The organism is Streptomyces sp. NPDC086519, assembly GCF_040686075.1.
In the GTDB taxonomy this organism is placed as follows: Bacteria; Actinomycetota; Actinomycetes; order Streptomycetales; family Streptomycetaceae; genus Streptomyces; species Streptomyces shenzhenensis.
The window spans coordinates 1-25092 of the sequence record NZ_JBFBJL010000103.1; the positions used below are offsets into that span (position 1 = coordinate 1).

At 72.1% G+C, this 25092-nt stretch carries 19 protein-coding genes and 2 pseudogenes; 5 read left to right on the plus strand and 16 right to left on the minus strand.

Annotated features, from left to right (window positions below; translation table 11 throughout):
- The 3 genes and pseudogenes from AB0P24_RS45045 to AB0P24_RS45055 all read right to left on the minus strand — a co-directional run.
- A pseudogene (locus tag AB0P24_RS45045) lies at positions 1-930 on the minus strand (GNAT family N-acetyltransferase); the annotation flags it as partial.
- A gap of 241 nt (positions 931-1171) precedes the next feature.
- Complete coding sequence (locus AB0P24_RS45050) at positions 1172-2752, minus strand: alkaline phosphatase D family protein (RefSeq protein WP_365804798.1); 1581 nt, start codon at positions 2750-2752, stop codon at positions 1172-1174.
- 559 nt (positions 2753-3311) lie between these two features.
- The gene (locus AB0P24_RS45055) at positions 3312-4142 is read right to left on the minus strand and encodes an alpha/beta fold hydrolase (protein WP_365804800.1); all 831 of its coding nucleotides are present in this window, start codon (positions 4140-4142) and stop codon (positions 3312-3314) included.
- A gap of 685 nt (positions 4143-4827) precedes the next feature.
- Between AB0P24_RS45055 and AB0P24_RS45060 the strand changes: the two genes are divergently transcribed.
- Positions 4828-5589 (plus strand): GntR family transcriptional regulator, encoded by a 762-nt coding sequence (locus AB0P24_RS45060; RefSeq protein WP_365804802.1) that lies wholly within the window; start codon positions 4828-4830, stop codon positions 5587-5589.
- 296 nt (positions 5590-5885) lie between these two features.
- Here the strand turns inward: AB0P24_RS45060 and AB0P24_RS45065 are convergent, their stop codons facing one another.
- The 7 genes from AB0P24_RS45065 to AB0P24_RS45095 form a co-directional block, all read right to left on the minus strand.
- Positions 5886-7043: an ROK family transcriptional regulator gene (locus tag AB0P24_RS45065; protein ID WP_365804804.1), complete on the minus strand. Its 1158-nt coding sequence runs from the start codon at positions 7041-7043 to the stop codon at positions 5886-5888.
- A gap of 101 nt (positions 7044-7144) precedes the next feature.
- A complete protein-coding gene (mug, locus tag AB0P24_RS45070; protein ID WP_365804806.1) occupies positions 7145-7666 on the minus strand; it encodes a G/U mismatch-specific DNA glycosylase in 522 nt (173 codons plus the stop codon).
- 65 nt (positions 7667-7731) lie between these two features.
- The gene (purB, locus tag AB0P24_RS45075; protein ID WP_365804808.1) at positions 7732-9177 is read right to left on the minus strand and encodes an adenylosuccinate lyase; all 1446 of its coding nucleotides are present in this window, start codon (positions 9175-9177) and stop codon (positions 7732-7734) included.
- 1124 nt (positions 9178-10301) lie between these two features.
- The gene (locus AB0P24_RS45080; RefSeq protein ID WP_365804810.1) at positions 10302-11159 is read right to left on the minus strand and encodes an SGNH/GDSL hydrolase family protein; all 858 of its coding nucleotides are present in this window, start codon (positions 11157-11159) and stop codon (positions 10302-10304) included.
- A gap of 90 nt (positions 11160-11249) precedes the next feature.
- Positions 11250-12263, minus strand: coding sequence for a hemolysin family protein (locus AB0P24_RS45085; protein WP_365804812.1), 1014 nt, complete (start codon positions 12261-12263; stop codon positions 11250-11252).
- The gene (locus AB0P24_RS45090) at positions 12260-13594 is read right to left on the minus strand and encodes a hemolysin family protein (protein ID WP_365804814.1); all 1335 of its coding nucleotides are present in this window, start codon (positions 13592-13594) and stop codon (positions 12260-12262) included. The genes AB0P24_RS45085 and AB0P24_RS45090 overlap by 4 nt, the downstream gene beginning before the upstream one ends.
- A gap of 271 nt (positions 13595-13865) precedes the next feature.
- Positions 13866-14285: a GNAT family N-acetyltransferase gene (locus tag AB0P24_RS45095; RefSeq protein ID WP_365804816.1), complete on the minus strand. Its 420-nt coding sequence runs from the start codon at positions 14283-14285 to the stop codon at positions 13866-13868.
- A 769-nt stretch (positions 14286-15054) separates the two neighbouring features.
- Here AB0P24_RS45095 and AB0P24_RS45100 point away from each other — a divergent pair.
- Positions 15055-16467 carry a non-reducing end alpha-L-arabinofuranosidase family hydrolase gene (locus tag AB0P24_RS45100; RefSeq protein WP_365804818.1) on the plus strand — a complete coding sequence of 471 codons (1413 nt, stop codon included), beginning with the start codon at positions 15055-15057 and terminating at the stop codon, positions 16465-16467.
- A gap of 199 nt (positions 16468-16666) precedes the next feature.
- On the opposite strand, the gene AB0P24_RS45105 is transcribed toward AB0P24_RS45100, so the two are convergent.
- Genes AB0P24_RS45105 through AB0P24_RS45115 form a run of 3 tightly spaced genes read right to left on the minus strand, consistent with a single transcriptional unit; the run spans position 16667 to position 20358 of the window.
- Positions 16667-16942 (minus strand): hypothetical protein, encoded by a 276-nt coding sequence (locus AB0P24_RS45105; protein ID WP_365804820.1) that lies wholly within the window; start codon positions 16940-16942, stop codon positions 16667-16669.
- A gap of 25 nt (positions 16943-16967) precedes the next feature.
- Positions 16968-19535: an ABC transporter permease gene (locus tag AB0P24_RS45110; RefSeq protein ID WP_365804822.1), complete on the minus strand. Its 2568-nt coding sequence runs from the start codon at positions 19533-19535 to the stop codon at positions 16968-16970.
- Positions 19536-19539: 4 nt separating this feature from the next.
- Positions 19540-20358, minus strand: a complete 819-nt coding sequence (locus tag AB0P24_RS45115; protein WP_365804824.1) for an ABC transporter ATP-binding protein — start codon at positions 20356-20358, stop codon at positions 19540-19542.
- 140 nt (positions 20359-20498) lie between these two features.
- On the opposite strand from AB0P24_RS45115, the gene AB0P24_RS45120 reads away from it, so the two are divergent.
- Both AB0P24_RS45120 and AB0P24_RS45125 read left to right on the plus strand, forming a co-directional pair.
- Complete coding sequence (locus AB0P24_RS45120) at positions 20499-20750, plus strand: toxin-antitoxin system HicB family antitoxin (protein ID WP_181807906.1); 252 nt, start codon at positions 20499-20501, stop codon at positions 20748-20750.
- A 4-nt stretch (positions 20751-20754) separates the two neighbouring features.
- The gene (locus tag AB0P24_RS45125; protein WP_365804826.1) at positions 20755-21129 is read left to right on the plus strand and encodes a fic family toxin-antitoxin system, toxin component; all 375 of its coding nucleotides are present in this window, start codon (positions 20755-20757) and stop codon (positions 21127-21129) included.
- Between the two features lie 21 nt (positions 21130-21150).
- Here the strand turns inward: AB0P24_RS45125 and AB0P24_RS45130 are convergent, their stop codons facing one another.
- A complete protein-coding gene (locus tag AB0P24_RS45130) occupies positions 21151-21834 on the minus strand; it encodes a class I SAM-dependent methyltransferase (RefSeq protein ID WP_365804828.1) in 684 nt (227 codons plus the stop codon).
- Between the two features lie 78 nt (positions 21835-21912).
- Positions 21913-22599 carry a triacylglycerol lipase gene (locus tag AB0P24_RS45135; protein ID WP_365804830.1) on the minus strand — a complete coding sequence of 229 codons (687 nt, stop codon included), beginning with the start codon at positions 22597-22599 and terminating at the stop codon, positions 21913-21915.
- A gap of 116 nt (positions 22600-22715) precedes the next feature.
- On the opposite strand from AB0P24_RS45135, the gene AB0P24_RS45140 reads away from it, so the two are divergent.
- Complete coding sequence (locus AB0P24_RS45140; RefSeq protein ID WP_365804832.1) at positions 22716-24890, plus strand: LuxR C-terminal-related transcriptional regulator; 2175 nt, start codon at positions 22716-22718, stop codon at positions 24888-24890.
- A gap of 107 nt (positions 24891-24997) precedes the next feature.
- Here the strand turns inward: AB0P24_RS45140 and AB0P24_RS45145 are convergent.
- A pseudogene (locus AB0P24_RS45145) lies at positions 24998-25092 on the minus strand (YccF domain-containing protein); the annotation flags it as partial.

Below are 25092 nucleotides of genomic sequence, written 5' to 3' on the forward strand. Positions count from 1 at the left end.
ACCGTTTCGTCGATGGTGAGTTCGACGTCGATCGGTCTGACGGCGTCCTTCCAGTGCGCGAGCGCGATGCGCGGGGAGTGACGGCCCGAGCCGGGCGTCCAGCTCCACCAGCGCCCGCGCCCGCGCGAACTCGGTCGGCGTGAACGGGAGATACGGCCGCTCCACGGTGATCACTCCCCCCTCCGGCGCGCGCAGCCGCATCACGGTGTCCTCCAGCGCCCCCTCGACGGGAACCGTCTCGGGGCTCCGGGCCCCGCCGACCGGGTGGGCGGGGAGCGAGCGGATCGTGCACCTCCCCAACAACTGCCGCAGGGCCAGCGGAAGTTCCGCCGCGTCCAGGGCGGTGCGAGTGGCCAGGCCCAGGACCCGGGTGGGCGCGTCCACCAGATCGTGGGCGTCGGCCCGCTCGATCCAGGTGTCCGTGCCCCCGGCCAGCGCGACCGCCCGCGTGATCTCGCCGGCGATCAGCGCGCCCGGGGCCCGCAGCAGGAACTCGTCCACCGTGCCGGCGGCCAGCGGATGCGTCTGCAGGCTCAGGATGTCCACCCGGTGCCCGGCGAGCGCGGCGCACAGCGCGGCCAGCGAACCCGGCTCGTCCCGCACCGTCGTCCGCAGCCGCCACAGCGTGCTGCCGAGGTCTTCGGCCTCCGAGGTGTCCGCGCCGGGCCCGGCCTGCCGGGCGCCGGTATCGGTATCCGTCACCGGCGGTGCGTGACCTGGGCGCCTCGCCCACCAGACGTGGAAGCCCGCGGTCGCCGCCAGCACCAGTGCCGAAATCACCAGCAGCGCCGGACCGCCGGGCCCGTGACCGACCAGGTTGGCCACCGCGTCCGCCACCGCGACGGCCGTGAACAGGGCGGCGAGTTCGACGACGTCGCGTCGCCAGTGGTGCACGGGGCGTCCGTTCCGCCTGCGTGTCACATCAGACATGTCTCGATTCATGCAGCCACTGTGAAGCAACGGTGTTGCGTGATCACAAACGCTCTGTGACCGATGGGTAAAGCATGCTTACGCGCATTTTGTTCCGTTTTCTACAGTTGCCGCCACGCTCAGTGCCTCCCGCAGCCGACGGGCCGGTTCGAAATGCGGAAGGAGCCCTGCCGGAAGACGCGGCAGGGCCGCGCACCGGGGGATGACGCCGGGGCGCGGCCCTGTGAAAAGCGTACGGGAGTTACTGGCCGACCCGGCCCGGCTGTAGCGTCTGCGTGAACAGCACGGTGCCGTCGTACTCGCGCAGACGTACCGTCAGCTCACCGCTGTCACCGTCGATGTCGACCTCGCCGAAGAACTGGTAGCCCTCGGCGGGTGACACGTTCGCGGCGGTCGGCGCCTTGACGAACACCCGGTCGGGTCCGAACGTGCCGTCCAGCGCGTTGGCCGGGAACGCACCGGCGTTCAGCGGGCCCGAGACGAACTCCCAGAACGGCGCGAAGTCCTTGAACGCGGCCCGCGACGGATCGTAGTGCTGCGCCGAGGTGTGGTGGACGTCGGCCGTCAGCCACACCGTGCCGGTGATCCTGCGGTGCTTGATGTACCGCAGCAGCTCCGCGATCTGAAGCTCACGGCCGAGCGGCGCGCCCGGGTCGCCCTGGGCGACGGCCTCGAAGTTCGGCTTGCCCTCGACCGAGTCGGGCACGACCAGCCCGAGCGGCATGTCCGCGGCGATCACCTTCCACACCGCGCGCGACCGGGACAGCTCGCGCTTGAGCCACTCCAGTTGCTCGGCGCCGAGGATGCCCTGCGGGTCGACCTTCTGGTCGTCGGGCGAGTTGGCGTCCCGGTACGTCCGCATGTCCAGCACGAACACGTCGAGAAGCGGGCCGTGGTGGTGGACGCGGTAGATCCGGCCGTCCGGGCGGCCGCTGATCGTCGAGATCGGGAAGTACTCCGAGAACGCCTGCCGGGAGCGCAGCGCCATGTCGTCCAGCCTGGTACCGGCCGGGTAGGCGGTGCCGGTGCCGATGACCTCGCCCGGGTACCAGTTGTTGCGCACCTCGTGGTCGTCCCACTGGATCACGTTCGGCACCTGGGCGTTGAACCGGCGCAGCGCCTGGTCCAGCAGGTTGTAGCGGAAGTTGCCGCGGAAGTCGTCCAGCGTGACGGCGACATGCGACTTCGCCTCGGAGGTCACGTTGCGGTACAGGCTGCCGTCGGGCAGCGCCTGGGTCGCCGAGATCACGCCGTCGGCGTAGATGTTGTCACCGCTGCACAGGAAGAAGTCCGGGTCCAGCCTGGCCATCGCGTCGAAGATGCGGTAGCCGCCGATGGACTCGTTGATGCCCCAGCCCTGGCCCGCCAGGTCGCCGGACCACACGAACTTCGCCCCCTGCCGCCGCCGCGTGGACGCGGTGCGGAAGGTGCCGGTGACCGGTTCGCCGGTACGGCGCGGGTCGTCGGGGTCCGCCAGCAGCACGCGGTAGTGGATCTGCTCGCCGGACGGCAGTCCGCGCAGCCGCGTGGTGCCGGTGAAGTCGCTGTCCGCGCCGAGCAGCGGGCCGCGCCATCTGCGGGGGTTGCGGAACGACTCGGTGGCCGAGGTCTCCACGATCATCCGGGCCGGCCGGTCCGAACGGACCCACACCAGGCCGGAGTCGGCGGTCACGTCGCCCGCCTGTACGCCCCAGTCCGCCCGTGGACGTCCGGACAGTGCGAACGCCGGCGCCGAACCGAGCGCCGTGGGCAGGGTCAGGGCCGCCGACGCGGCGAGCGAGCCGCGCAGCACGCTGCGGCGGCCGGGGAACGAAAGGGACATGGAAGGGCCTCCAGAACGGGATCCGGCCAGTTGTGCACAGCCACAACTACTGGTGCGCCGCAGCGCGCACGCAAACCGCGAGTGAACAACTGCCGGCCCCGCGGACGTCGACCCTTCGGGGGCCGGTGCTGCGGGCGCTCGGGCCCCGGCTGCGACCGCCACCGTGTGCGACCGCCACCGTGTGCGCCGCCACCGTGTGCGCCGTCGCCGTCGCCGCGGCCGAGGCGGCGGTGGCCGGGGCGGTGACCGGGGGCGCGCTCGACGGCGGGGCGTGGCTGCGCCGCCCCGACGCCACGGAGACGGCCGCGCTGCTGTGGCAGGCGGCCGTGGTCACCGTCGTCGCTTTCGTACGCTGGTACATGGGCGTGCAGCGGGCCGGCACGGAGCGCGCGACGCTTTTCACCGGGCTCATCCCGCTCACAGCCGTGTGCACCGCCCCACTCCTCGGAACGGGCTCCGACGGCCCGGCCCGGCCCGGCCCAGGCCGGCGGCGGCATCCTGGTGGGCACCGGGGTCGCCCTGGGCTCCGGCCGGCGCCCACCAGACGCTCGGCCGTCCGTCAGCGGCTGCCGTCGAGGATGACGCGGGCGACCAGCGCAGGGTCGTCGTTCATCGGGCAGTGTCCGCAGCCGGGCAGCCGCACCAGCCGGGCCTTGGGGATGATCTGCTTGGCCCGGACCCCCTGACGGCGCACCAGCAGCATGTCCCGGGTACCCCAGCCCACGGTGACCGGGACACCGGGGACGTCGTCGGTGAACTGGACCGCGGCACCCGCCCGCAGGGTCTCGGCGAATCCGCTGGCTTGGGCGAGGGCCAGTGTCTCCGCGACCACGGCCTCGGGTGACCGGCGGGCCGGGCGGGCGTAGATGGTGCTGGTCAGGGCCGCCCGGCCGGCGGCCGACCGGGACAGCCCCTCGATCAGCGGGAGCGGCAGCCGCTCCGCGATCCGCCGCATGGCGACGAGCACGCCGAAGGCGTAGCGCCGCTCGGCCTGTGACCAGAACCCGGCGGGGGAGAGGGCGGTGACAGACCTCACGAGCTTCTCGCGGCCCAGTTCCAGCGCCAGCAGCCCGCCGAGCGAGTTGCCGGCCACGTGCGGCCTGTCCAGCTCCAGGGCCTCGAACAGGGCGCCGAGCACGGCGTTGGTGGTCGGCAGGTCGTAGGCGAGGCCGTCGGGAAGGGCCGGGGAGGCGCCGAAGCCGGGCAGATCCACGGCGATCACATCCCGCTCGGTCGCGAGGATGTCCACCACGGGGTCCCAGGCCTGCCGGTGATGCCCTATCCCGTGGATGAGGACCAGCGGCTCGCCGCGGCCCACGCGCGCGTACGAGACGGTCACATCCTGCCGGCCGTGCGCGGCCTGCACTTTGAAGGAGACGGTGGCGGACATGGGGGCTCCTCGTCTGGGACTTCGGCGGACGCCGTAGACAGCTTGTCAGCAATTGCTACTCGCGGGTAGTCCCCCGTGGGGTGTGTCGCACGCCGGCGCGCTCCGCCAACGCACCCTGTGTGACCCCGGGTTGAAATCGGGAAGCCACGCCGGCCGCGGGCGGTCGCGGATCATTCTCGGCCGGGCGGGTGGAGGAGGGGATGATTTACCCGGATGAGAATAAATGTGTCGAATACGGACGAGTGCGGCGATCGCCGCCCGGCCGCTGTCCGTGAGCGGCGGCGGGATCACCCACGGCCCGGCCCGGCGGCCTGACGGCCCGCCCCGCACCTCCCGGCCGCCCGCCCGCATCTCCCCGCGGCGCGCACGCACCGTTATTCGCATCTCCCGGCGGCGTGCCCGCACCGTTCGCGTCGGCGGACCGGCCCCTCCCCGGCCGTCGATCCACCCCGCTCCGGGCGGCTTCCGCCGTGCGGCCGGAGCTTTGCCGGCATGTCACGAAAACGCCCTGGCGCGAACGCCTCGTGAACGGTGTGTGGCACCGCTTTCTATGCGTCAGCCAAGGGATCGAGGATTGGTCTTGACCAAGGGTGTGCGCCGCCCTATGGTCGCAGATAAGTACAACAACCTTTAATAAACAAGGGCGCTAAAACGCCGCCGGACCACGGCGATTGCGGAGGACAGGGTGGGGACCACGCAGCTGGAATCGGTGCCGGAACCGAAGTACTGGCATCTCAAGACCGTGCTCAGTGAGGCACTGGACTCGGAGTTCTCGGTCGGTGAGATCCTGCCCAACGAGCGCGACCTCGCCGCCCGCTTCGGCGTGGCCCGAGCCACCCTCCGCCAGGCCCTCGAACAGCTCGAACTGGAGGGCAGGCTGCAGCGCCGCCGCGGTGTCGGTACGACGGTCGCGCCCCCGCGCATGGGCGTGGCGGTCGGCACCGACCAGGACGCCTGGCCGGGCGCCCCCGGGGACGCCTGGCAGCCCATCGACTGCACCCTCGCGGTGCCGCCCGCCGCCGTCGCGGCCGCCCTGGAGACCGGCGCGGAGGAGCCCGTGCACATCGTGCGCCGCTCCCGCGTCTCGCACGGCCAGCCCGTCGCCGCCGAGCTGCTCTACGTCCCGGCGGCCTCGGTCCCCGAACTGACGGCGATCGACGCGCCGTCCGGAGCGCCCTGCGTGCGTGCGGTCCTGCGTGAGCTGCACCGCCTGGAGCTGGAGGGCCAGGACCGCGCCGTGGAGCTCGGCTCGGCCCGCGCGGACGACGCCAAGGAACTGGACCGTCTCCCCGGCGCCCCGGTGCTCGTCGTCACCACCCGTTTCCTCGCCGCCGGCCGCACCGCCGCGCTCTCCGTCGCCACCTACCGCGCGGACACCTGCCGGCTGACCTTCGGCGACACCGGGGGCGTGGAGATCCACCACGGCCCCGAGCGGCAGGCCTCCTAGCAGGGCCTGTCGTCCGGACCGGGCCGGCCTGGCTCACGGTGCCTTGCCGGCCGACCCGAGGGGGGGGCGGTGGGGGCGTCCCCGCGCGCGCTTGTCCGAACGTGGGGGAGCGGTGGGGGCACCTTCCGGCCGAGGGCTGCGGGCCGTCGGCAACCGACGGCATCGCCGCTGGGGGGTGCGTGCCGCGCCCCGCTACGTCGGCATGATCCAGACGGCAGGCCCTCGCCAGCACGCCGCACGACCGGCGGGCGCCCCGGATCTCCACCGGGGCGCGACGCGTTTCCCGGAGCGGCCGCTCAGCGGCGGGCGGTGACCGTCCCGTCCACCGCGAACAGCTGCTCCTCCACGTGATCGAGGGCGAGCCGCAGCGCGCCCGTCGCCACCGCCGCCTCACCGAGCAGGGAGAGAGCCACCCGGGGCGGTCGCAGACAGTACCGGGCGAGTTCACGGCGCAGCGGCTCCAGAACGCCGTCCAGGCCCGCCGCCCAGCCGCCGATCACCACCAGCTCCGGGTCCAGCGCCAGCACCAGCGCGGCCACGTCGTGGACCAGGCGCTGGATGAACCGGTCGACGGCGGCCCGGGCCCGCCCGTCCCCCTTGCGGGCCAGCGCGAACACCTCGGCGACCGCCTGCTCGTCCAGCGGATGCAGCGGCTCGTCGGTGGTCGACAGCAGCGTCTCGGGAGTCACCTCCCGGCCCAGCAGATGCAGCGCGCCGATCTCCCCGGCCGCCCCGCCGTACCCCCGGTGCAGCCGTCCGCCGATCAGTGAACCGGCGCCCGGACTCAGCCCGGCCAGCACCATCACCACGTCGTCCGACTCGGTGGCGGCGCCCTTCCAGTGCTCGGCCACCGCCGCCGCGTTGGCGTCGTTCTCCACCAGCACGGGACATTTGAAGGACCGGCTCAGCCGCTCGCCGAGGCGCAGCCCCGTCCACTGGGGCAGCGCGGTGCCCAGCCGCACCCGGCCGTCCGCCTCGACGATGCCGGGGGTGCCGACCCCGACGGCCCGCAGTGAGCTGCGCGCCACCCCGGCCCGGCGCAGCAGCTCGGCGACGGCGGTGCGCAGCCGCTCCAGCCGCTCGTCCGCGTCGGCCGTCTCCTCGACGTCCTTGGCCTGCGCCCCCAGCACCCGGCCGTCCAGGTCGGACAGGAGCGCGGCGACGCGGTGCGGGCCGATCTCCAGGCCCAGCAGATGCCCGGCCTCGGCCCGGAACCGGAACCGCCGCGCCGGCCGCCCCTGGCGCCGGGTGGCGCCCTCCTCGGCCGCCTTCTCGACGACCAGACCGGCCTCGATGAGCCCCTCGACAACCCCTTCGACGGTCGGTCGGGACAGCCCGGTGACCCGGGTGACCTCGGTGAGCGTCGCGCAGTCCGTGGCCCGCAGCGCGTGCAGCACCACCGCGGAATTGATCCTTCGCAACAGAGAAGGATCACCGCCGGTCAACCCCGCCAACGTCCGTCCTCCCAGCTAACCCTGCACGTTGGCCGGATCGTACTTCGGCGCCGAGGACCCCGGCGAGTGCCGGACGCCTCCGATCTGCCCGAGATCCGCGATCAGCGGGGCACGACGAACCGTGGCAGTACCCGCTGACCCCCCGCCGCCACCCGCAGCCGCCCGAACTCCTCCGCCATCGCCGCCGCCGTCCAGTGCGCGTTCAGGCCGCTCGGGTTCGGCAGGACCCACACCCGTGTGTCCCCGATCGTCCGCTCCTGCGGCCCCACCCGGGCCCTGCGGTCGTCGAAGGCGGCCCGGTAGGCCGTCACGCCGACCACCGCCAGCCACCTCGGCCGCACCCGCGTCACCTTGGCGGTCAGCAGGCGGCCGCCCTCCGCGTACTCCTCGGCGGTCAGCTCGTCGGCGCGCGCGGTCGCCCGCGCCACCACGTTCGTGATGCCGAGCCCGTACGACAGCAACTCGCCCTGCTCGGCGGGTTTCAGCAGCCGCGGGGTGAAGCCGGACAGGTGCAGGACCGGCCAGAAGCGGTTGCCGGGGCGGGCGAAGTGGTGGCCGGTGGCCGCTGTCATCAGGCCGGGGTTGATCCCGCAGAACAGGACGTGGAGGCCGTCCGCGAGCACGTCCGGGACGAGACGGTCGCGGGCGGCCTCCAGTTCCGCCGCTGTGAAGCGAGGGGGACGGCCGGTCAGAGGATGGCTCCGGGGGTGTAGCCGGCGGCCTCCGGGTGCTGCTTGACGATCTCCTCGATCCGGCCGACGACGACACCGACCTGGTCGGCGGCCGCGCCCGTGAAGGACAGCTTGTCGGCCATCAGCGCGGCCAGCTGTTCGCGGTCCAGCGGCAGCCGCTCGTCGGCGGCGAGCTTGTCGAGCAGGTCGTTGCGCTCGGCGCCCTGCTCCCGCATCGCGAGCGCGGTGGCGACGGCGTTCTCCTTGATCGCCTCATGCGCGACCTCACGGCCGACGCCCGCGCGCACCGCGCCCATCAGCACCTTGGTGGTGGCGAGGAACGGGAGGTAACGGTCCAGCTCGCGGGCGATGACGGCGGGGAACGCACCGAACTCGTCGAGGACTGTCAGGAAGGTCTCCAGGAGTCCGTCGAGCGCGAAGAAGGCGTCCGGCAGGGCCACCCGGCGCACCACCGAGCAGGACACGTCGCCCTCGTTCCACTGGTCGCCGGCCAGCTCGCCGGTCATCGAGGCGTAACCGCGCAGGATCACCATGAGGCCGTTGACGCGCTCGCAGGACCGCGTGTTCATCTTGTGCGGCATCGCCGAGGAGCCGACCTGCCCCGGCTTGAAGCCCTCGGTGACCAGCTCGTGCCCGGCCATCAGGCGGATGGTCTTGGCCAGGGAGGAGGGGGCGGCGGCCAGCTGGACGAGCGCGGTCACGACCTCGTAGTCCAGCGAGCGCGGGTAGACCTGGCCGACGGAGGTGAACGCCTGCGAGAAGCCGAGGTGGCGGGCGATCCGGGTCTCCAGCTCGGCGAGCTTCGCCGCGTCGCCGCCCAGCAGGTCCAGCATGTCCTGCGCGGTGCCCACCGGGCCCTTGATGCCACGCAGCGGGTAGCGCCCGAGCAGCTCCTCCACCCGGCCGTGGGCGACCAGCAGCTCGTCGGCACCGGTCGCGAAGCGCTTGCCGAGGGTGGTGGCCTGCGCGGCCACGTTGTGCGAGCGGCCGGCCATGACCAGCTCGGCGTACTCGCCGGCCAGCTTGCCCAGGCGGGCGAGGACGGCCGTCGTACGGTCGCGCATCAGCTCGAGGGAGAGCCGGATCTGGAGCTGCTCGACGTTCTCCGTCAGGTCCCGGGAGGTCATGCCCTTGTGCACGTGCTCGTGCCCGGCGAGGGCGTTGAACTCCTCGATCCGTGCCTTCACGTCGTGCCGGGTGACCTTCTCGCGCTCGGCGATGGAGGCCAGGTCCACGGTGTCGAGGACCCGCTCGTAGTCGGCGATCGCCGCGTCCGGCACCTCGATCCCGAGGTCCTTCTGGGCCCGCAGCACGGCGAGCCAGAGCTGCCGTTCCAGCTTCACCTTCTGCTCGGGCGACCAGAGCGTGGCGAGCTCGGCGGAGGCGTAGCGTCCGGCGAGGACGTTCGGAATGCGGGGCTTGGCGGGCGCGGCTGAAGTCACGTGTACGGAGTTTACCCGGCGTCCATGGAGGCTCCGGACGTCCGTACCGTCCGGAGAGCGCAGGCCGCGTGTACTCCGACCTGCGCTCTTGAGCGGGTCTGTGCGCGTGCGCGGGACGCGGCCGACCGGCCGTGAGGATTCAGCGGCCGACGCGTGCTCCTGCGCGCGGCGTCTTGCCGCTCGGCGAGTGCGGCTTGCCCCTGCCGCTCGTGGCCCCGGACAGGCTCAGCAGTACCGTCGCTCCGCTCGGGCGAAGCCGGAACTGTAACCGTCGGCGTAGCCGCGGGCGTAGTCGTCTCGGTGGCTGAAGCCGTACCTGCCTCCATGCCGGTGGCAGTCGTCTCTGGCGTCCGCGTACCCGTCCCGGAAGCCGTCTCTGAAGCCGCGTTGGTAATCGCGGTGGTTGCCAACGGCTGTGTGAACTCCCGCGGATGCACTGGTGTGAGCGCTGCTCGGCGCGGCCGCCGAAGCCTGCTGCAGGCCAAGTGGGGAAAGAGCGAGGATGAGGGCCGAGCCGGCGACGACGGATCGCTTCCAAGGGGTTGCGTTCATGGCCTTCTCTCTTCGCAGTGAGGTCACATTCCGTTCATTCCAACCCTAATCACCCATATGGGTCTCGCAACTTGCGTCAGGGTCGGCTACCCGTCGCGTGCCCCCGCTGTCACGGCCAGCGGCTTCGGCTGCGCCTCGGACGGCGCGCGCACCATGCGTGGCGCCGTACCCGCGAGGCAGATGTCAGCTGACCGCGGCCTGCCCGTGCGACTCGCCGGTCCGCGGCAGCAGCACGCAACTCGGCACCTTCAAGCTCCGTCGTCGCCGACTGCTCGGCTATGAACGCCCGTTGCTCGTCGATCTGGCCGCGTCGACTCTTCAGGGGCCACACCGCCGCCGCGGCGCGGTGCCGCTGGTGATGCTCGCCGACGGCAGGGTCCCGGACTTCACCGACGAGGCGAGCTGCGACGACGCGTCCTTCGGCGAGTTGAGCCTGTCCTGCGCTGACGCCCGGCTTCTGGCCGCCGAGTTGAGCCGCTTCTCGTGGCTGATCAGCGACTTGCCCCCGCTGGACAGCCGTTTGAGCGGCGAGGACTCGGTGTGCCTGGGGAGCGCGGCCTTGGTCAGCCCGGCTACCTGGCTGAGCGCCGCTCCCGGACAGCCGGGCCTCCGCGCTGTGCCTCGGGCGGCAACGAGGTTGACGACGCCGGGCCCTCGTACGGCAGCAGTTCCGGCCGCTTCGCCGGGCGTCCGTCGCCCGACGAACGGCCAGTCAGGCGGCGGCCTATCCACGGCAGGAGGTACTGCCTGGTGAAGCGGGCGTCCTCGATCCGGCGCGCGACCCAGCCGGGGGGTGCGGTCGCCGGGATCGGCGTGTGCCACTCGGTGTCCTCGGGCTCGTAGCCGAGCGTCTGCCAGACCGCCTCGGCGACCCTGCGGTGCCCCTCCGCCGTCAGGTGCAGCCGGTCCACGTCCCACAGCCGGGGGTCGGCCAGCGAGGGCGCGCCGTACAGGTCGACGACGAGGGCGCCGTGCCGCTCGGCCAGCTCGTCGACGACGGCGAACAGCTCCTCCATGCGCGGCCGGAACCGCTCCAGCACCGGGCCCTGGCGGCCGGGGCTGCGCATCAGCACCAGCTGCTCGCAGGCTGGCGACAGCCGTTCGACCGCCTCGGTGAGCAGCTCCCGGACCCGGACCATGTCGCACTTGGGGCGCAGGGTGTCGTTGAGGCCGCCGACCAGCGTGATCACGTCGGGCCGCATCGCGACCGCCAGGTGCACCTGCTCCTCGACGATCTGCCTGATCAGCTTGCCGCGCACGGCGAGGTTGGCGTAGCGGAAGCCGGGGGTGCGGGCCGCCATCCGGGCGGCGAGGACATCGGCCCAGCCCCGGTAGGTGCCGTCGGGCATGAGGTCCGACATGCCCTCGGTGAAGGAGTCGCCGATCGCGACCAGACTGGAGTGTGCGGGAGGCACCGGGTTCTTCTGCATGGCGACAGAGATGGTATCCCGGGGCGCATACCCGTCGGTCGGTCACTCCCTCGGACGCAGGCCCTTCACCAGGTTCTCCTCGGCTTCGGTCTACGCGTGCTGCCCGAACAACTCCCGCAGCACGTCCTCCATCGTCACCAGCCCCGCCATCCGCCCGTCGTCGCCGAGGACGCCCGCCAGGTGGGTGCGGCTGCCGCGCATCGCGGTGAGCACGTCGTCCAGCGGTGTGCTCTCCCGTACCCGGGCGATCGGCCGCATGTCCCGCAGCCGGAACGCCTCGTCGCGGGGCGAGGCGTCCAGAGCGTCCTTGACGTGCAGATAGCCGACGATCCGCCGCCCCTCGTCCACCACCGGGAAGCGGGAGAAGCCCGACCGGGCCGTCAGCCGCTCCAGCTCCTCCGGGGTGACGCCCACGCGCGCGTAGACGACGCGCTCCAGCGGCACCACCACGTCCCGCACCGGCCGGCGGCCCAGCTCCAGGGCGTCGCGCAGCCGCTCCTGCGCCCGGTCGTCGATCAGGCCGGCCTCACTGGCGTCCTTGACGATCTCGGCGAGTTCGGTGTCCGTGAAGGTCGCCGAGACCTCGTCCCTGGTCTCCACCCGGAGCAGCTTGAGCAGGCCGTTCGCGAAGGCGTTGACCGTGAAGATCACCGGGCGCAGCGCCCGGGACAGCCCGACCAGGGGCGGCCCGAGGAGCAGTGCGCTGCGCACCGGCTCGGCCAGCGCCACGTTCTTCGGCACCATCTCGCCCAGCAGCATGTGCAGGTAGGTCGCGAGGGACAGCGCGATCACGAAGGACACGGCGTGGCCCGCGCTCGTGGGCACGCCGGCCGCGTGGAAGACCGGTTCCAGGAGATGGGCGATCGCCGGCTCCGCCACCACACCGAGCACCAGCGTGCACAGCGTGATGCCGAGTTGCGCGGTGGCCAGGAGCGCGGACACGTGCTCCAGCCCCCACAGCACACTCTTGGCCCGCCGGTCGCCCGCCTCGGCGTGCGGTTCGATCTGGGAGCGGCGCACGGAGATCAACGCGAACTCGGCGGCGACGAAGAACGCGTTCACGACCAGCGTCGCGAGACCGATCAGCAGTTGTACGGCGGTCACCGGTGCCCCTCCCGCTCCGTCTCGTCGTCGAGCGGCGCGTGCAGCAGCACGCGGGCCGCCCGCCGCCCCGAGGCGTCCACCACGTCCAGTCGCCACCCGGCGACCTCGACGCCGTCCCCGGGCTCCGGTATCCGGCCCAGCTCGGCCGCGACCAGCCCGGCCAGCGTCTCGTACGGCCCCTCGGGCGCCCGCAGGCCGACGCGCGCGAGCTGGTCCATACGGGCCGCGCCGTCCGCCGAGTAGAGCGCGCGGCCCGTCGCGTCGGCGCCGGCGGGGGCGAGGTCGGGCGTCTCGTGCGGGTCGTGCTCGTCGCGGACCTCCCCGACGACCTCCTCGACGATGTCCTCCAGGGTGGCGACCCCGGCCGTACCGCCGTACTCGTCGATGACGACGGCCATGGTGCGCCGGCCGCCGAGGCGGTCCAGGAGGCGGTCGACGGTGAGGGACTCCGGGACCAGCAGCGGTTCGCGCATCACCTGGGCGACCCGGACCCGCGCCCGCTCCTCGGCGGGCATGGTCAGGACGTCCTTGATGTGGGCGGTGCCGACGACCGAGTCCAGGCTGTCCCGGTAGACCGGGAAGCGGGACAGGCCGGTCGCCCGGGTCGCGTTCGCCACGTCCTCGCAGGTCGCCCGGGCCTCCAGGGCGACGACCTGGACGCGCGGGGTCATCACGTTCTCGGCGGTGAGATCGGCGAGGTTGAGGGTGCGCACGAACAGCTCGGCGGTGTCCGGCTCCAGCGCGCCCTGCCTGGCGGAGTGCCGGGCCAGCGCGGCCAGCTCCTGGGGCCCGCGCGCGGAGGCCAGTTCCTCGGCGGGCTCGACGCCCAGGCGCCGTACCAGCCGGTTCGCGGTGTTGTTCAGATGCGTGATGAACGGCCGGAAGGCCGCGCTGAACCAGCGCTGGGCGTTGCCCACCCGTCTGGCCACCGTCAGCGGCGAGGAGATCGCCCAGTTCTTGGGCACCAGTTCGCCCACGACCATCAGGAACACCGTGGACAGCGCGGTGCCGATCACCAGGGCGAGCGAGCTCGCGACCGACGGCCCGATGCCCACCGCCTCCAGCGGGCCGGCCAGCAGCTTGGCGATGGAGGGTTCGGCGAGCATGCCGACCACCAGGTTGGTGACCGTGATGCCGAGCTGGGCCCCCGAGAGCTGGAACGTCAGGTTCCGTACGGCCTGCAGGGCGCCGGCCGCCCCGCGCTCGCCGCGCTGCGCGGCCCGCTCCAGCTCGCCGCGCTCGACCGTGGTCAGCGAGAACTCGGCCGCGACGAAGGCACCGCAGGCGAGCGACAGCAGGATCGCCACCAGCAGGAGGAGCACTTCGGTCATCGGGTCACCTCCGTCCCATGGTCGGACAGGGCGGACGAGGCCGCGCGGTGTCGGCGGCGGTCAGGACCGGGAGGCTCGCCCATGGGGGGACGCTCACGCACCTTTCATCGAGGAACGACGACTCTCCCCAATGGTAAAGGATCGGCAAAGCCGTCTCGGTGGTCGCCGTCCGCCGGTGGCTTGACCCACCGCCGCCACTGTTCCTGGGGCTGGTACCCCGCGGCCCGCCAGGCATGGTGGGCGGGGCCGGGCCGATGCCCCGGCGCCTCGGCTACAGGGCCTTGACCCAGCGCCGCCAGTGATCCTCGCGATGGTAGCCAGTGGCGGCCCACGCGTGATGGGCCTGTTCGTTGGCTTCCAGGACCATGGCGTCGACGCGTCGTCCGCCCAGGGCGGCGAAGCGTTGTTCCGCGGCTTCCAGCAGGGCGGTGGCGACACCTTGGCGACGGTGGTCGGGGTGCACGGCGAGTCGGTAGGCGGAGCATCGCCATCCGTCGAAGCCGGCTATGACGGTTCCGGTGAGGAGGCCGTCGCGCTCTGCGAGGAGCAGGGCTTCGGGGTCTCGTGTGATCAGCCGGGCCACTCCGTCGTGGTCGTCGCTGATACTCGTCCCCTCCGCGGCGTCGCGCCAGAACCGCAGCACGGTGTCGATGTCCGCGAGGGTGGCGTGGCGGATACGGAGATCGCTCATGCGGTGAGCCAAGCAGAGCGCCGGCCTGTCTGGCGAGCGGTTTCCGTGGGGTGCCCCGCATCCCGAGGGCGTCATCGCGTCGGTTGCGGTCGTCCGCCTGATCGTCCGGGCACCTGGTCTCCTTTCCGGGGGTCACCTGAAAGAGGGTTCGAAATTTCGCAGGCCATTCGGAAAGTCAAGGCGCTCACGGATGCCGGCGGGGCGCCCTGCCATCGCAATGTGTCCGTGTAAAGAGGGTCTGCTCCGGCGTCAAAGGCGCTGTCCGTCCGCATGGCCGACCACGTGATCGGCTTGACCTGCGGCGTGTCCTTCAAGAAGCCCTGCGAATGTTTCGGTGATTGTCGCGAATCATGTGAGAGTGATTGACGGCGCTCGTCAGTTCCCTATCATCCAGGTTGCTCGATAGTCCGACCCTTGTTCGACATGGCGAACAAGTAAGGGCGACTTCGCTCGCGCAGCAGGGCACCTCCGGGTCACGCCCACCGGAACGGCCGAGCCGTAAGGAGCAGTCGAACGATGTCTATGTCATGGTCTCGACAATCTCGTCCCGTCGTCGAGTGCGGGCGGCCGCACTGGCCTCGCCGCCGACGCGGTTGTCCCGCCGGGAAGCGCATGACCCCGTGATCCGGCAGGACTTCGCGGACATCGACGTCGTCCGCGTCGGAAGCGCATCCGTCCTCGGACCACTGCGAACCGCATGAAAAGGACAGTCCGGACAGTCTTCAGCAAGGTCAACCGCAACCGCCTACTCAAGGATCACGAGGTCCCCATGCCAAGCCGAAGTTTCAGCCGCGGGCATCTGTCCGTGGTGCTCGCCGCCGCCGTTACCGCCCTGGTCACGTTGGTGGCGATGCTCGTCGCCGGCCCGGCGGACGCGGCCACCAGCGGCGCCTTGCGCGGTGTTGGTTCCGGCCGGTGTCTCGATGTGCCGAACGGCAGCCAGACCGACGGCACGTACCTGCTGATCCGGGACTGCTCGGGCGGGACCGACCAGCAGTGGACGTCGACGGACAGCAACCAGCTGACCGTGTACGGCAACAAGTGCCTGGATGTTCCGGGCCACGCCACCACGGCCGGTACCCGGGTGCAGATCTGGACGTGTACCGGCGGTGCGAACCAGCAGTGGCGGGTGAAGGCGGACGGCACGGTCGTCGGCGTGGAGTCCGGGCTGTGCCTGGATGTCACGGGCGCCGGTACGGCCAACGACACCGCGGTGGAGATCTGGACGTGCAACGGCGGCAGCAACCAGCAGTGGACCGGCCTGTCCGCGTCGTCGGGCGGCACCTGCTCCCTGCCGTCGACCTACCGCTGGTCGTCGACGGGTGCGCTGGCGCAGCCGGCGAACGGGTGGGTCTCGCTGAAGGACTTCACCAACGTGGTGTACAACGGTAAGCACCTCGTCTACGCGTCGAACGTGTCGGGATCGTCGTACGGCTCGATGGCGTTCGCTCCCTTCACCAACTGGTCGGACATGGCGTCGGCCGGCCAGACCGGGATGAGCCAGTCCGCGGTGGCGCCCACGCTGTTCTACTTCGCGCCCAAGAACATCTGGGTGCTGGCGTACCAGTGGGGTGCGTGGCCCTTCGTCTACCGCACGTCGAGCGACCCCACCAACCCCAACGGCTGGTCCTCGCCGCAGCCGCTGTTCACCGGTAGCATCCCCAACTCCGCCCCGATCGACCAGACCCTGATCGCCGACGGCCAGAACATGTACCTGTTCTTCGCCGGCGACAACGGCAGCATCTACCGGGCGAGCATGCCGATCGGGAACTTCCCGGGCAGCTTCGGCTCGTCGTACACGACGGTCATGAGCGACACGACGAAGAACCTGTTCGAGGCGCCGCAGGTCTACAAGGTCCAGGGCCAGAACCAGTACCTCATGATCGTTGAGGCCCGGGGCGCGAACGAGCAGCGCTACTTCCGCTCGTTCACAGCCTCCAGCCTGAGCGGTTCATGGACCCCGCAGGCCGGCAGCGAGAGCAGCCCGTTCGCGGGCAAGGCCAACAGCGGTGCCACCTGGACCAACGACATCAGCCATGGTGACCTGGTCCGCAGCAACCCCGACCAGACCATGACCATCGACCCCTGCAACCTGCAGTTCCTCTATCAGGGCAAGTCCCCCAGCGCGAGCGGCCCCTACGACCAACTGCCGTGGCGGCCTGGCCTCCTCACCCTGCAGTAATGACCTGCCTCCCCTGGTGATCGCGTTCGGGTGCGGTCCGCCGACGGGTGAACGAGCGGTTCACGGCGTGGGCGACTCCACCTGCTGACCGATACTCACCGCCGTCAGGACCCCAGCCGTGCGCCGGCTGGGGTCCTCGCTCCCGGCTCAAGGACGCCCGCGAGCGCTCTGCCGGCTTCGGCCGGCAGCACCAACTGCATCAGCCTGGAAAGCCGTTGGCCCTCCACGCGCGCGGGCGGCGCGCCGCCCATGCTGGGGAGGGGGGGCGTCGGGAGCTGACGACGCGGCGCAGGTTGTCGTCCGAGCCGCGGTCGGTCCTCAGCTGGCGCTCCCGCAGCCCCCGGACCCGCCCGGCGGCCTCCTCCAGGGTGCCGACGAGGGCGGTGGGCAGGGCGAGGGCCTGCTCCAAGGTCAGCTCGGGCCGCCGCCCCAGCAGCGGGGCGAGCGCGGACGGCGGGTCGTCGGTGATCGCCACGAGCTGGATGAACGCCGCGACTCCCTCACTCGTGCGCGATGGCCGCCAGCACGTTCATCCGCGATGCGCGCAACGCGGGCAGCAGCGCCGCCGCGATGCCCACCACCGCCGAGCCGATCACGACCGCGACGATGGTGCCCCACGGGACGGCGAGGGCCTTCATGCCCTGGAGAGCCAGGACCTGCTGGGTGCACACACCCCACACCAGCCCCAGCGCGAGGCCCAGCACCGCGCCGAACACGGCGATCACCACCGACTCCAGCCGTATCATCCGGCGCAGTTGCCGCCGGGCCAGCCCGATCGCGCGCAGCAGCCCGATCTCCCGGGTGCGCTCCACCACCGACAGGGCAAGGGTGTTGACCACCCCGAGCACCGCGATCACGATCGCGAGGCCGAGCAGCGCGTAGACCAGGTACAGCAGCACGGCGATCTGGTCGTGCACCAGCTTCTTGTAGTCGGCCTGGTCACGGACCTGCACCTGCGGATACGGCGCCAGCGTCTTCTCCAGCCGCGAGCGCAACTGGTCGGCGCTGGTGCCCGGGGCCCGGTTGACGTACAGCGACGAGTCCTGGCCGTCCGGGACGTACTTCTGCACGGTGGCGATACCGAAGAACAGGCCGCCCTGGGCGCCGAAGCCGCTGCCGCCGTCCTGGTCGGTGAGGGCGCCCACCGTCATCCGGGCCCGCTTTCCGCCCTGGAACTCGACCGGGAGCACGCTGCCGAGGCGCACCTTGTGATCCTGGGCGAAGGTGACGTCCATACCGAGGCTGCCGGCGGCCAGCGCGGCCGCGGTGTCGCCGCCCTTGTAGGCGACATGGGCGACCTGGTCGATCTGGGCGTCGTACCCGGCGGCGGTCGTGGTGACCCGCTTGCCGTCCGGCAGCCGTACCGCCACCGCCGCGAACCGCTGCCGAACCACGAGCCCCACGCCCTCGGTGCCGCGCACCTTGTCGGTGATCTCCCGGGTGAACGGCAGGAAGTTGCCGTTCTGGACGACGAAGTCGGCGCCCAGCGTCTTGTCGATCTGCTGGTCGAAGGACTTGGACATGGAGGCGCTGGCCACCGACATCCCGCCGACCAGGGCGAGCCCCACCATGAGCGCGGCGGCGGTGGCGCCGGTACGGCGCGGGTTGCGCAGGGCGTTGCGCTGGCTCATCCGGCCGACCGAGCCGAAGAGGGCGGGGAAGGCCCCGCCGAGGACGCGGATCACGGGCCGGACCAGCAGCGGGCCCGCGACGACCGTCGCGATCAGCGTCAGGACGACCCCGAGGCCCAGCAGCGAGGAGGCGGAGGCCGTCCGCGTGGCCGCCGCGCAGCCGGCCAGGGCCGCGGCCCCGAGCACGCCGACGACGCCGCCCACGATCGCCCGCGTCCTGAGCGGCTTGCCCACCCCGGCGATCTCGGCGTCCGCGAGCGCCGCCATCGGTGACACGGTGGCCGCGCGCCGGGCGGGCAGATACGCGGCGACGAAGGTGACGCCGACCCCCACGGCGTACGCGGCGACGGGCGTGCCCCAGCCGATGACCATCTCGGCGGCCCTGAGGTTCATCCCGAACGCGCTCATCAGCTTGATCAGCCCGTACGCCAGCCCGACCCCGGCGCCCAGGCCCAGCGTCGAGCCCACCAGTCCGAGCAGCACCGCCTCGGTGAGCACGGACCGCCGTACCTGCCGCCGGTCGGCGCCCAGGGCGCGCAGGAGCCCCAGCTCCCGGGTGCGCTGGGCGATCAGCATGGAGAAGGTGTTGACGATGAGGAAGACGCCCACCAGGGTGGCGATCCCGGCGAACCCCAGCATCACGTACTTGATCACGTCGAGGAAGCCGCCGAGGTCGGCGGCCGATGACTTCGCCTGTTCGTCGGCGGTCTTCAGGTCGTACGTGCCGGTCCCGATCGCCGCGCCGATACGGGTCTTGAGCCGGGCGTCCGTCACCCCCCGCGCCGCGTCCACCGAGATGCTGGTCGCCCGGTCCGCGGAGCCCAGCAGTTCCTTCGCGGCCACCGCCGGGTCGAGGAAGACCAGGGCCGCGCCGGGGTTGGTGGTGGTGAAGGTGGCGATGCCGACGATCTCGACCCTGAAGGTGCCGGGCTGGGCCTGCACGGTCAGCGTGTCGCCGATCCGGACGTGCTTCTTGTCGGCGGTGTCCGCGTCGAGGAGCGCCTGGCCGGCGCCCCGCGGGGTGTGCCCCGAGGTGAGCTTCACGGGGCTGCGGTGGGTGAGGTACCAGTCCGTGGCGATGGTCGGGGCGCCGGTGGTCGAGCCCACCGACTTGTTGTGGCTGTCGACCACGACGATGTTCTGCACGGAGACGTCCGCGTGGGTGCCCGCGACCCCGTCGACCTTCGCCACCTCCCCGGCCAGCGCGGCCGGCACGGTCTGGACGGCACCCGTCGGCACCGACGACTTGAGGTCCTGCTTCGGCTCCACCGTCACGTCCGCGGACGTGGAGGCGAACAGCCGGTCGAAGGTGCGGGTGACGGTGTCGGAGAAGATCAGGCTGCCCGCGACGAACGCCACGGACAGGACGATGGCCAGCGCGGACAGCATCAGCCGTCCCTTGTGGGCCAGGAAACTCCGCAGGGTTGCCCTGAGCACGGGTTCAGTCCTCCTCGGGCCCGGCGGACCCGCGTTCCGCGTCCGAGCCGGGGGTCTGGGGGTCTCCCCCCGAGAAAAGGCGCATGCGTTCCAGTACGGCGTGCGCCGTCGGCTCCTCCATCCGGTCCACGATCCGGCCGTCCGCGAGGAAGAGCACCAGGTCGGATTGGGCGGCGGCGCCCGGGTCGTGGGTCACCATGACGACCGTCTGGCCGAGCCGGTCGACCGCCTCCCGCAGAAAGCCCAGCACCTCGAGGCCGGCCCGTGAGTCCAGGTTCCCGGTCGGCTCGTCGGCGAATATCAGCTCCGGGCGGGAGACCAGCGCCCGCGCGCAGGCCACGCGCTGCTGCTGGCCGCCGGAGAGCTGCGCGGGCCGGTGCTTGAGGCGGTCCCGCAGCCCGAGCGTGTCGATCACCTGGTCCAGCCACTTCTCGTCGGGCTTCTTGCCCGCGATGTCCATGGGCAGAGTGATGTTCTCGGCCGCGTTCAGCGTCGGGATCAGGTTGAACGACTGGAACATGAACCCGATCCGGTCCCGGCGCAGCCGCGTCAGCTCGCGCTCCTTGAGGCCCGTTATCTCCGTGCCGCCGAGCCAGACCTGACCGGCCGACACGGTGTCCAGCCCCGCCAGGCAGTGCATCAACGTGGACTTGCCGGAGCCCGACGGGCCCATGACCGCGGTGAAGCGGCCGCGCTCGATGTCCACGTCCACCGAGTCCAGCGCGAGCACCGCCGTCTCGCCCGCCCCGTACGCCTTGGTGAGCCCGCGCGCCCGGGCCGCGACCCCGTCGGCGGTGGGCGCCTTCGCAGCTGCTGTGGACAAGACTGCCTCCCCGGTCACGCGACGGTCAGCCGACCTCGCTGTCCGGGGCGAGCGTAGTGTGACCCCTCCCACGGCCGGTATCACTTTTCGATTCCGATGCACGCTTGCCGTTGCTAGCGGTTCGGCGCTAGCTTCGAGGTATGGCTAAGACCCAGCTGAACGTGCGGGTGGACGAGGGCACCGCCAAGGCGGCTCGCGAGCGCGCCCTCGCACGCGGTATGAGCGTCAACCGCTACATAGAGGAACTGGTCATGCAGGACACGGGCGAGGCGGGCCGTACGTTCGTGGAGGCCGCCGCCGACTTCATGAAGCAGTACGAGTCCGTGTTCGCCGAGGAGTTCGGCGAGCCGCACGGTACCGACACGTCTGACAAGACCGAAGGCCGTCACTGATCCCTTGAGCGACCTGACGATCGACCTCGCCTGGCTTCTCATGCTCGCCGAACAGAAGACCCCGGGTGACCCGCAGGTCACCGACTGGGGTGCGCTGATCGCCGCCGTCGCCAGGCACCAGGCCGAGATATTCGACGTCCCTGTCTACGACACCCCGCAGGCCCGGGCCGCCGCCCTGCTCCAGCTGCTGATCCACGTCCCGGCCCTGGAGCGCTCGAACGCCCTCTTCGCGTCCTCGGTCGCCTACGCCTACCTGGTCGCCAGCGGCCTGAAGGTCGCCACCTCGCCCGAGCAGGTCCGCGACCTGGCCCGGCTGGTCAAGAACGGCGAGGCGAGCGTCGCCGACATCGCCCAGGAGCTGCGCCGCTGGAGCCTGTGACCGGTCCGGCGGAGCCCGCGATCAGGTTTCCGGAGGTTTGCGGGCGACGCCGAGGACGCAGTACGAGAAGGGCAGCCGCGGGCTGTTCTCCGGCAGGAACACCCGGCGGTACGGGCCGAGTTCGAACCCGGCTGCGCGCAGCTCGGCGACCGGCTCCCGGGACAGATGGCAGTTGCCGCTCAGCAGCGGCCAGACCGTCCGGTCCAGGGCCCGCTGGGTGAACCTCATCGCCGGGCCGCCGCCCGCGCCGTGCTCGAAGAACCGCAGCTCACCGCCCGGCCGCAGCACCCGCCGCACCTCCGCGAGCGACCGCCGCACATCCCGGACGCTGCACAGCACCAGCGAGCACACCGCCGCGTCGAAGGCCTCGCTCTTCACCGGCAGCGCCTCCGCCGTGCCCGGCACCACGTCCACCGGGACGCCGGCCCGCACCGCGGCCTCGGCCGCCAACCGCCGCAGCGTGCGCTCCGGCTCGATCGCCACGACCTCCGCGACCGCACCGGGATACCGCGTGAAGTTGAGCCCGTTGCCCGCGCCGATCTCGATCACCCGCCCGGACAGCCCGCAGAGCAGCCGCTCCCGGATCTCGGCCATGCCGAGTCCGGTCTCGGCGGTCACGCTGCAACGGGCGTAGAGACGGGCGAACAGCGGGTGGTGGACGGGGTCCCGCACCGGTGTCCCGGCGCCGGCGGACAACAGTCGCATGACGACCTCCGGACGGAAGCTGGTCTACGGAGATTGTCCCCCGTCACGGCCCGTCGCACCCCCGCTGCCGGAGACGGTTCAGGAGATGAAGTCGCGCACCTGCCCGTAGACCCCGTAGTCGTCGTTCATGCTGGTGTGCGAGATGCAGCCGACGTCGACGTTGGTCGCCCCGCTCAGCTCCGCCGAGGTGTCCGGGTCGATCGCCGCGTCGCAGTCCGACCAGTACGCCGCGTAGGAGACGCTGCCGGGCGTCTCGTCACCGGAGTTCAGGGCGGTCAGGAAGGAGCTGCCGGTCTGCATCTCCTTGCAGGAGGTGTACAGCCACCCGCACAGCGAGGCGACGCTCGTCCCGTGGTTCACCCCGGCGACCGACACGAAGTGGTCCACGTACGAGGTCCCGCCGAGGTTCTTGAGGTAGTAGCGGCTGTTGAGCGCACCCATGGAGTGCACCACCAGGTTGACCTTCGAGGCGCCGGTCTTGGAGAGGACGGACTGGATGTAGGTCGCGAGCGTCGAGGCGGTCGTGACATTCGACTTCGTCCAGTCGTACGAGATCGCGTACAGCTCGGAGGACGAGTAGCCGTCCGCCTCGAAGTCCGCGATCCAGTTGTTCCAGCTGCTGGAGTCGCTGCTCAGACCGTGCACGAACACGATCGGCTCGTGGCTCGCCGCGTGCGCGGTGCCGGCGGTCAGGGGGAGGGACAGAAGGAGCGAACCGGCTATCGCCGACAGAGCGGTTGCGATGCGACGCTTGGCGCGTTGCATGATGCCTCCTGAAACGGGTGGGGTAGTTCAGGAGTGTCGGGACGGGTCTACGCGCGCCGCATCGGTGAAGTCGCCAGTCTTTACGAGTCAACTAACTCGCCAGTAACGTCTTTGCTGTGGTGATACCGGCGAACCCCCCACCTCTCGACCGCACTTCGCCACCGCAGCCGACCGACGCGGGGCCGTGCCCGGCTTCGGCGCTCCCCGAGGGCGTCCGCGCCCGGGTGACACGAGTCGTATACGAGGACCGGCGCGCCGTGGCCGAACTCGTGCCGCGCCTGACCGAACGGCAGGCGGCCGGCGCCGACCCGCTGCCGGTCGAACCGGCCGAACTGGCACCGGCGTTGCTCCGCGCCCTGCGCCGGGAGATCCGCGCCCTGCCCGACGAGACCCGGCTGCTGCTGGAGCTCGCCGCCGCCGACCAGTACCCGGTGGCCACCCACGCCTTCCTGCGCGCGGTCACCGCCGGCCGGCTCGACACCCGCCCGCTGGAGGCGGCCGAGGCGGCCGGAGTCGCCCACGCCAGTGCCGGCGGAGTCTTCTTCCGGGACCCCTGGACCCGGATCGCCGTCTACGAGAGCGCCTCACCGGCCGACCGGCGCGCAGCCCATCAGCTGCTCGCCCGGGTGCTCGGCGGCAAGGGCGAGACGACCCGCCGCTCCTGGCACCGGGGCGCCGCCGCCCTCGGCCCGAGCGCCCGGCTCGCGGCGGAACTGCGCACCGCCGCCGACCGGGCCCGCGCCGAAGGACGGCCCGCCCTGGCCCGCGCCCTCGCCGAACGCGCCGCCGACCTCTGCCCCGACCCGGCCCAGGAGGCCCGGCTGCTCGCCCTGGCCGCCGCCGACGCCTGGTACTCCGGCGAGCCGGACCGGGCGAGACGGCTCGCCGCCCGTACGGACGACTCCGCCCTCAACGGCCTCCTCGCCCTGAGGACCGGCAACGCCGCCGAGGCCTTCGACGCCCTGCTCACCGCCGCCGTCCGACAGGAACGTTCCGCCGATGCCGTCGAACTCCTGGCCCTCGCCACCGAGGCCGCCGTCTACACCGGCGACCTGAGACGCTGCCGCGAGGCCCATGTCCTCGCCCAGTGGCTGGACCTCCCGCCCTCCGGCATCCTCGCCGCACTCGCCTGCGCCGTCGAAGGCCGCTACGCCGACGCCCGCGTCCTCCTCAAGGGCGCCGCGGGCCGCTGCGCGCCGGGCGGCGACCCCCGCTCGCTGATCCACTCCGGGATCGCCGCGCTCATGCTCGGCGACCACACCCGGACCGTCACCGCCACCCTCCGGGCGGCCGCCTCCGCCCGGGCACGGGGCGCGCCGGGGACGGTCGCCCAGGCCATGGAGTTCCGTGCCTACGCCGACTTCTGGACCGGCCGTCCCCGGGCCGGCGAGGCCGCCGCGCAGGAGGCTCTGCGCCAGGCCCGCGCCACCGGGCAGGACAACGGGGCCTGCCATCTCCAGGCCGCGCTCGCCATGTTCGCCGCCGTCACCGGCGACGAGGAGGCCTGCCGGGAGCGCGCGGCGGCCGCCCGCTCGCACGCCCTGGCGCACGGACTGGGTCTGCCCGCCGCCCTCGCACAGTGGGCGCTCGCCTTCCTCGACCTGGCCGGCGGCCGCTTCCCGGCGGCGGCCGCCCGGCTGCGCGCCCTTGCCGGGTTCGGTCCCGGACACGGCCACCGGGCCATCCGGCACCTGGCGACCCCGCACTACGTGGAAGCCGCGGTCCGCACCGGCGACACCCGGGTCGCCCGCGCCGCGCACGCCGACTACCACCGCTGGGCCACCGCCGTCCGCAGCCCCGACGACCTCGCGCTCAGCGCCCGCTGCCGGGCCCTGCTCGCCCCCGGCGCGGAGGCGGTCCAGCACTACCGGGAGGCGCTGGACCTGCACGCCCGGGGCGCCCGGGACTTCGAACGCGCCCGTACCGAACTGCTGTTCGGCGGTGCGCTGCGCCGGCTGCGGCAGCGCACCGAGGCCCGGGACCGGCTGCACAGCGCCCTGGAGGCCTTCGAGTCCTTCGGCGCCCCGCACTGCGCCGCCCAGGCCCGCGCCGAACTCCGCGCGCTGGGCACCTCGGTGACCCCGCACTCCGGAACCGACCCGGCCGCCGTGCTCACCGCCCAGCAGCTGATGGTCGCCCGGATGGCCGCGGAGGGCGCCACCAATCGCGAGATCGGCGACCGGCTCAACCTCAGCACCCGCACCATCGACCACCACTTGCGGGGCGTCTTCGCCCGGTTGGGCATCCGGTCGCGCATCGAGCTGGTACGGCTGCTGGGCGAGTCGCCCTAGGGAGCTTCGCGATTCGGGCAGGCCGTCGGTCGGGTGCGGCTGTGTGGGGGGCTGGTCGCGCAGTTCCCCGCGCCCCTTCGGGGGCGCATCGCCCCTTTAGGGGCGCGGATCTCGCGTCCGAGCGGAAACAGGGAGACCGGGATCAGCTTGAAGTTGGCGATGCCGAACGGGATACCGATGATCGTCAGGCACATCGCGATGC

Excerpts from the sequence above, each read along its gene's own strand:
- AB0P24_RS45120 (WP_181807906.1), top strand. The coding sequence starts at position 20,499 with ATGGCTAAGACCCAGCTGAACGTGCGGGTGGACGAGGGCACCGCCAAG.
- AB0P24_RS45055 (WP_365804800.1), bottom strand. The coding sequence starts at position 4,142 with ATGTCCGCCACCGTCTCCTTCAAAGTGCAGGCCGCGCACGGCCGGCAG.
- AB0P24_RS45135 (WP_365804830.1), bottom strand. The coding sequence starts at position 22,599 with ATGCAACGCGCCAAGCGTCGCATCGCAACCGCTCTGTCGGCGATAGCC.
- AB0P24_RS45100 (WP_365804818.1), top strand. The coding sequence starts at position 15,055 with ATGCCAAGCCGAAGTTTCAGCCGCGGGCATCTGTCCGTGGTGCTCGCC.
- AB0P24_RS45050 (WP_365804798.1), bottom strand. The coding sequence starts at position 2,752 with ATGTCCCTTTCGTTCCCCGGCCGCCGCAGCGTGCTGCGCGGCTCGCTC.
- AB0P24_RS45080 (WP_365804810.1), bottom strand. The coding sequence starts at position 11,159 with ATGCAGAAGAACCCGGTGCCTCCCGCACACTCCAGTCTGGTCGCGATC.
- AB0P24_RS45095 (WP_365804816.1), bottom strand. The coding sequence starts at position 14,285 with ATGAGCGATCTCCGTATCCGCCACGCCACCCTCGCGGACATCGACACC.
- AB0P24_RS45090 (WP_365804814.1), bottom strand. The coding sequence starts at position 13,594 with ATGACCGAAGTGCTCCTCCTGCTGGTGGCGATCCTGCTGTCGCTCGCC.
- AB0P24_RS45130 (WP_365804828.1), bottom strand. The coding sequence starts at position 21,834 with ATGCGACTGTTGTCCGCCGGCGCCGGGACACCGGTGCGGGACCCCGTC.